The sequence below is a fragment of the Streptococcus pseudopneumoniae genome, from assembly GCF_038148955.1.
GTDB classification, from domain to species: domain Bacteria; phylum Bacillota; class Bacilli; order Lactobacillales; family Streptococcaceae; genus Streptococcus; species Streptococcus pseudopneumoniae_T.
Map to the genome: position 1 here is coordinate 1 of NZ_JBBJZY010000038.1, position 6,286 is coordinate 6,286.

The following is a 6,286-nucleotide window of genomic DNA, read 5'->3' on the forward strand; positions in this document are numbered from 1 at the left end:
AAGAAGAACCAACAGGGGTCATTCACTTTGCTGGCTTGAAGGCTGTCGGTGAATCTACCCGTATCCCACTTGCTTATTATGACAACAATATCGCAGGAACTGTCAGTCTTCTAAAAACTATGGAGGAAAACAACTGTAAAAATATCATTTTCAGTTCTTCTGCGACAGTTTACGGAGATCCTCATACAGTGCCAATCTTGGAAGATTTCCCACTTTCAGTGACTAATCCATACGGTCGTACCAAACTTATGCTAGAGGAAATTTTGACCGATATCTACAAGGCAGACTCAGAATGGAATGTGGTCTTGCTTCGTTATTTCAACCCAATCGGAGCTCATGAAAGTGGAGACCTAGGAGAAAATCCAAACGGTATTCCAAACAACCTCTTGCCATATGTGACTCAAGTAGCCGTTGGGAAATTAGAGCAAGTGCAAGTATTTGGAGACGATTACGATACGGAAGACGGAACTGGTGTTCGTGACTATATCCACGTTGTCGATTTGGCTAAGGGTCACGTTGCAGCTCTGAAAAAAATTCAAAAAGGTTCAGGTCTAAACGTTTACAACCTTGGAACAGGTAAAGGTTACTCTGTTCTTGAAATTATCCAAAATATGGAAAAAGCAGTGGGACGCCCAATTCCTTATCGCATCGTAGAACGTCGTCCAGGTGATATTGCAGCCTGCTATTCAGATCCTGCAAAAGCCAAAGCAGAACTGGGCTGGGAAGCAGAACTCGACATCACCCAAATGTGTGAAGACGCATGGCGTTGGCAAAGCAAGCATCCAAATGGATTCGAAGACTAAGATGGTGATATCAATCATTGTCCCCTGTTTAAACGAAGAGGAAGTACTTCCTCTTTTTTATCAGGCTCTGGAAACTTTACTTCCAGATTTGGAAACAGAAATTGAGTATGTCTTTGTCGATGATGGATCAAGTGATGGGACCTTGGAACTCTTAAAGGCCTATCGGGAGCAAAATCCGGCAGTGCATTATATTTCTTTCTCTCGAAATTTTGGCAAAGAAGCAGCTCTCTATGCAGGCTTGCAATATGCGACAGGAGATCTGGTGGTGGTAATGGATGCAGACCTCCAGGATCCTCCTAGTATGTTGCTTGAGATGAAAAACTTACTAGATCAGAATGAAGACTTGGACTGCGTTGGAACACGGAGAACTAGTCGGGAGGGAGAACCCTTCTTTCGCAGTTTCTGTGCTGATCTCTTTTACCGCCTTATGCAAAAAATTAGCCCAGTAGCCCTACCGTCAGGTGTCCGTGATTTTCGCATGATGAGACGGTCTGTGGTCGATGCCATTTTATCCTTGACCGAGTCTAATCGTTTTTCAAAGGGACTCTTTGCTTGGGTCGGCTTTAAAACCCACTATCTGGACTATCCAAATGTTGAAAGGCAGGCTGGTAAGACCAGTTGGAGTTTTAGGCAACTCTTTTTCTACTCCATTGAAGGGATTGTTAATTTTTCAGATTTTCCCTTGATTATCGCCTTTGCGGCTGGTCTCCTATCTTGTTTCATTTCTCTGCTAATGACCTTTTTTGTTGTGGTTCGAACTCTCATTTTGGGCAATCCGACATCAGGTTGGACCTCTCTGATGGCTGTCATTCTCTTTCTTGGAGGCATTCAACTCTTGACCATTGGGATTCTCGGTAAGTACATCAGTAAGATTTATGTAGAGACTAAAAAAAGACCACTTTATCTTATCAAAGAAAAAAGTGACCTTCCTGATTTTACAGAAAAAAATAGAGAGAAAAGACTATAATTTTACATGGAAATGTGCTAAACTAGAGAGAGTGGATTATCGCCATTGATTTAGGCTTTCTGGTTTCTGATCAGGGCGCGAGTTGGGCAATTTTTAACAGCCTCTAAGACATCCTGACTAGGAGAAATTTCTTTTTCCAGCTGGTCAGGATCATCGTAAAAACGCACGATTCCATTATCGTGGTAATCAAATAAATCAGAATAAGTTTGGCAAAGTCCACAGGCGATACATCGTTCAGGTATAAGTGTGATTTTCATGTTCATATTTATATTGTAATAAGAAAAGTAAAAAAAAACAAGGAGTAGGTTATGGAAAAAGAACCGTGGCAAGAAGATATTTATGATCAAGAAGAATCAAGAGCAGAGCGTCGTAAGAGAACTCAAGGCAGAGATGTAGTGGCCAATCGTGTCTTGACGATTTTAGCTAGTATTTTCTTCGTGATTGTAGTCGTGATGATTATTGTTCTTATCTATCTATCAACGGGGGGGAGTAATCGCACAGCAGCCTTAAAAGACTTTCATGATTCTGATGCAAGTGTAGTACAAGTCTCATCTTCAAGCAGTTCCCAGCCTGAGCAGAGTTCAGAGCCAGAATCTACTTCTAGTAGTTCAGAAGAAGCTGCTAATCCTGAAGGAACGATTAAAGTTCTCGCAGGAGAAGGGGAAGCAGCCATTGCCGCTCGTGCTGGGATTTCGATTGCTCAGTTGGAAGCCTTAAATCCTGGGCACATGGCTACAGGGTCTTGGTTTGCTAATCCAGGTGATGTTATAAAAATAAAATAGGAGCCGATATGAAAACAATTCAAATTGCTATTGACGGTCCTGCTTCCAGTGGTAAGAGTACAGTCGCAAAGATTATTGCCAAGGATTTTGGATACACCTACCTAGATACAGGTGCCATGTATCGTGCGGCAACCTATATGGCTCTCCAAAACCAGTTAGGAGTAGAAGAAGTCGAAGCCCTTCTAGCCTTGTTGGACCAGCATCCAATTAGTTTTGGGCGTTCAGAAACTGGGGAACAGCTTGTCTTTGTAGGAGATGTGGATATTACCCATCCTATCCGTGAAAATGAAGTGACCAATCATGTTTCTGCTATTGCAGCAATTCCTCAAGTGCGTGAGAAACTGGTTTCTCTCCAACAAGAAATTGCCCAGCAAGGCGGGATTGTCATGGACGGTCGCGATATTGGGACTGTTGTATTGCCACAAGCAGAATTGAAAATTTTCCTAGTAGCTTCGGTAGATGAAAGAGCAGAGCGTCGTTACAAGGAAAATATTGCCAAGGGAATTGAAACAGACCTTGAAACTCTAAAAGAGGAAATTGCTGCGCGTGACTACAAGGATAGTCATCGTGAGACTTCGCCTCTCAAACAAGCAGAGGATGCTGTCTACCTTGATACAACTGGCTTGAACATTCAAGAAGTAGTTGAAAAAATCAAAGCAGAAGCTGAAAAAAGAATGTAAATGTAGAAAAGCCGATAGATGGATATCGGTTTTTTTCTAAATTTGTCAAAATGCTGATTTTAGGGTATAATAGTTGCTGTTCGAGAAATTTTGATTTTCAAAGAATAGTGAATGATGATAAGGAGAAACCATGAACAACCTACCAAATTGTCCAAAATGTAACTCAGAGTATGTCTACGAAGACGGTGCCCTACTGGTTTGCCCAGAGTGTGCTCATGAGTGGAATCCTGCTGAAGTTGCAGATGTAGAAGAGGGCCTTGTTGCTATTGATGCCAACGGGAATAAATTGGCTGACGGTGATACAGTAACCCTCATTAAGGATTTGAAAGTAAAAGGTGCGCCAAAAGATTTGAAACAAGGGACGCGCGTGAAAAATATCCGTATCGTAGAAGGCGACCACAATATCGACTGTAAAATTGATGGCTTCGGTGCCATGAAACTCAAATCAGAGTTTGTGAAGAAGATTTAAGTATGTCAAAGCACTATAAACTTGTATTTTATAGCCGTATCTTCTTGTTTCTAGCGGCTTTTACGGGAGTTTATCTTGAAATTACTAAGCATGGTGGTTTTGGGATGCTTCTCTATTACACGGTTCTGTCCAACCTCTTGGTAACTATTTTTACCCTTTATCTCCTAAAGGTGATGAGCCGTGTAGGTGAAAACTGGCAAAGACCAAGTCTCTTGCGTTTAAAAGGTGGGGTCACTATGAGTATCATGATTACCTGTGTGATTTACCATTTCCTCTTGGCGCCTATTGCGACTAATTTCTATACTCTGGAAAATTTCCTTTGCCACTATATCGTTCCCCTTTGGTTTTTCGCAGATACCCTCTTTTTTGACAAACAGGGTCAATACAAGATTTGGGATCCAATTGTATGGACGATTTTACCCTTGCTGTATATGATTTTTGCTCTTTTTAATGGCTTGGTTTTAAAACTCAATATTCCAAATGCCAAGGATAATCCTTTCCCTTACTTCTTTTTGAATGTGAACAAGGGTTGGAATGTCGTATTCAAGTGGTGTCTGATTATCTTTGTTGCCTATATGGTGGCAGGATTTATCTTCTACTTTATTAAGAAAATCAAGAGAAAGTCATCCTAATACTCTTCGAAAATCTCTTCAAACCACGTCAGTTTCGCCTTAGGGTATATATGTGACTGACTTCGTCAGTTTCATCTACAACCTCAAAGCAGTGCTTTGAGCAACCTGCGGCTAGCTTCCTAGTTTGCTCTTTGATTTTCATTGAGTATAAGACACAAGGGATTCATTTTCGAGTTTAAGAAGGAGTCTACAAACCAATGAGACTTCTTCTTTTCTTGCTTTTTTGATAAGTATCAAAAAATAGAAGATTAAGAGAAATATAGAAAGAGATTTTATGAAACAATTTTTAGAACGGGCTAGTATTTTGGCTCTCTCCCTCGTTTTAATTACCTCCTTTTCGATTTCAAGTGCCCTACCAGCCATGTTTGACTATTATCAAGGTTATCCTAAGGAACAAATTGAGCTTTTGGCGAGCTTGCCATCCTTTGGAATCATGATTATGTTACTACTAAATGGTTTCTTAGAAAAAATATTTCCTGAGCGCTTACAGATTAGTTTGGGCTTGCTGATTTTATCATTGAGCGGGACGGCTCCCTTCTGGTATCAAGCCTATCCTTTTGTCTTTGGAACACGGATTCTCTTTGGTTTGGGTCTTGGGATGATCAATGCCAAGGCTATTTCTATCATCAGTGAGCGTTATCAAGGAAAAACGCGAATTCAGATGCTGGGGCTACGCGGTTCTGCAGAGGTCGTTGGAGCATCCCTCATTACCTTGGCCGTCGGCCAGTTGTTAGCCTTTGGTTGGACAGCTACCTTCTTAGCCTATAGTGCTGGATTTTTGGTGCTGACTCTCTATCTACTCTTTGTCCCTTATGGAAAATCAAAGAAAGAAGTCAAGAAAAAAGCGAAGGATGCAAGTCGTTTAACTCGTGAAATGAAAGGCTTGATTTTTACCCTAGCTATTGAAGCAGCAGTTGTAGTTTGTACCAATACGGCTATTACTATTCGTATTCCAAGTTTGATGGTGGAAAGAGGACTAGGGGATGCCCAGTTATCTAGTTTTGTTCTTAGTGTCATGCAGCTGATTGGGATTGTGGCTGGGGTGAGTTTTTCTTTCTTGATTTCTATCTTTAAGGAAAAATTGCTCCTCTGGTCGGGCATTACCTTTGGCTTAGGTCAAATTGTGATTGCCCTGTCTCCGTCCTTGTGGGTGGTGGTGGCAGGAAGCGTTCTGGCTGGCTTTGCCTACAGTGTAGCCTTGACGACGGTCTTTCAACTTGTATCTGAACGAATTCCAGCTAAACTCCTCAATCAAGCAACCTCATTTGCGGTTTTAGGCTGTAGTTTTGGAGCCTTTACGACTCCATTTGTTCTAGGTGCAATAGGGTTACTAACTCACAACGGGATGTTGGTCTTTACCATCCTAGGCTCTTGGTTGATTGTAACCTCTATCTTTGTCATGTACCTACTTCAAAAGAGAGCTTAGGATTGTTTTCCTAAGTTTTTCTTTTTATACTCAATGAAAATCAAAGAGCAAACTAGGAAGCTAGCCACAAGCTGCTCAAAACAGTTTTTTTAGGTTGCAGATGGAAGCTGACGTGGTTTGAAGAGATTTTCGAAGAGTATGAGATTTTTGTACCCAGACAATATTTGTTTTAGACCCTTGTTTACAGATTATTTTCTTGATAAAATAGAAGTTATGACGAGATATAAAGCAACTATTTCCTATGATGGTTACGCCTTTGCTGGCTTTCAGCGCCAGTCTCATACGCGTAGCGTTCAGGAAGAAATTGAAAAAACCTTGACTAGATTGAATAAGGGACAAGCCATTACCGTTCATGGTGCCGGTAGGACTGATAGTGGGGTTCATGCTTTGGGACAGGTGATTCATTTTGACCTCCCCTATCAAATGGATGAGGAGAAACTTCGTTTTGCCTTGGATACCCAGTCCCCTGAAGATATTGATGTGATTTCAATTGAGATTGTAGCGGATGATTTTCATTGTCGTTATGC

9 protein-coding genes are annotated in these 6,286 nt (G+C 41.3%); 8 read left to right on the forward strand and 1 reads right to left on the reverse strand.

Translation table 11 applies throughout. The features are described from left to right. Both galE and WKI23_RS09200 read left to right on the forward strand, forming a co-directional pair. Nucleotides 1–803, forward strand: an 803-nt coding sequence (galE, locus tag WKI23_RS09195; RefSeq protein ID WP_368079710.1) for a UDP-glucose 4-epimerase GalE, incomplete at its 5' end; no start/stop codon positions are given. Between the two features lies 1 nt (nt 804). After that, complete coding sequence (locus tag WKI23_RS09200) at nt 805–1,770, forward strand: glycosyltransferase family 2 protein (protein WP_368079711.1); 966 nt, start codon at nt 805–807, stop codon at nt 1,768–1,770. Between the two features lie 50 nt (nt 1,771–1,820). Here WKI23_RS09200 and WKI23_RS09205 read toward each other — a convergent pair whose 3' ends face one another. Next, entirely contained in the window at nt 1,821–2,027 is a 207-nt protein-coding gene (locus tag WKI23_RS09205; RefSeq protein WP_167747535.1) for a ferredoxin, read from the reverse strand. A 51-nt stretch (nt 2,028–2,078) separates the two neighbouring features. Between WKI23_RS09205 and WKI23_RS09210 the strand changes: the two genes are divergently transcribed. The 6 genes from WKI23_RS09210 to WKI23_RS09235 all read left to right on the forward strand — a co-directional run. After that, nucleotides 2,079–2,552 (forward strand): SAG1386/EF1546 family surface-associated protein, encoded by a 474-nt coding sequence (locus tag WKI23_RS09210; protein WP_049512293.1) that lies wholly within the window; start codon nt 2,079–2,081, stop codon nt 2,550–2,552. 8 nt (nt 2,553–2,560) lie between these two features. After that, complete coding sequence (cmk, locus tag WKI23_RS09215; RefSeq protein WP_054364360.1) at nt 2,561–3,232, forward strand: (d)CMP kinase; 672 nt, start codon at nt 2,561–2,563, stop codon at nt 3,230–3,232. A gap of 130 nt (nt 3,233–3,362) precedes the next feature. Further along, a complete protein-coding gene (locus WKI23_RS09220; protein WP_001061584.1) occupies nt 3,363–3,701 on the forward strand; it encodes a zinc ribbon domain-containing protein YjdM in 339 nt (112 codons plus the stop codon). Nucleotides 3,702–3,703: 2 nt separating this feature from the next. Then, the gene (locus WKI23_RS09225) at nt 3,704–4,333 is read left to right on the forward strand and encodes a Pr6Pr family membrane protein (protein WP_368079712.1); all 630 of its coding nucleotides are present in this window, start codon (nt 3,704–3,706) and stop codon (nt 4,331–4,333) included. Nucleotides 4,334–4,607: 274 nt separating this feature from the next. Continuing rightward, nucleotides 4,608–5,759 (forward strand): MFS transporter, encoded by a 1,152-nt coding sequence (locus tag WKI23_RS09230; RefSeq protein ID WP_368079713.1) that lies wholly within the window; start codon nt 4,608–4,610, stop codon nt 5,757–5,759. Nucleotides 5,760–5,972: 213 nt separating this feature from the next. Further along, the coding region (locus tag WKI23_RS09235) for a tRNA pseudouridine synthase A (RefSeq protein WP_368079714.1) at nt 5,973–6,286 on the forward strand (314 nt) is incomplete at its 3' end.

Bases quoted from the DNA above. Each gene is read 5' to 3' on its own strand.
- WKI23_RS09200 (WP_368079711.1), top strand. From the start codon at position 805: ATGGTGATATCAATCATTGTCCCCTGTTTAAACGAAGAGGAAGTACTT.
- WKI23_RS09205 (WP_167747535.1), bottom strand. From the start codon at position 2,027: ATGAAAATCACACTTATACCTGAACGATGTATCGCCTGTGGACTTTGC.
- WKI23_RS09210 (WP_049512293.1), top strand. From the start codon at position 2,079: ATGGAAAAAGAACCGTGGCAAGAAGATATTTATGATCAAGAAGAATCA.
- cmk (WP_054364360.1), top strand. From the start codon at position 2,561: ATGAAAACAATTCAAATTGCTATTGACGGTCCTGCTTCCAGTGGTAAG.
- WKI23_RS09220 (WP_001061584.1), top strand. From the start codon at position 3,363: ATGAACAACCTACCAAATTGTCCAAAATGTAACTCAGAGTATGTCTAC.
- WKI23_RS09225 (WP_368079712.1), top strand. From the start codon at position 3,704: ATGTCAAAGCACTATAAACTTGTATTTTATAGCCGTATCTTCTTGTTT.
- WKI23_RS09230 (WP_368079713.1), top strand. From the start codon at position 4,608: ATGAAACAATTTTTAGAACGGGCTAGTATTTTGGCTCTCTCCCTCGTT.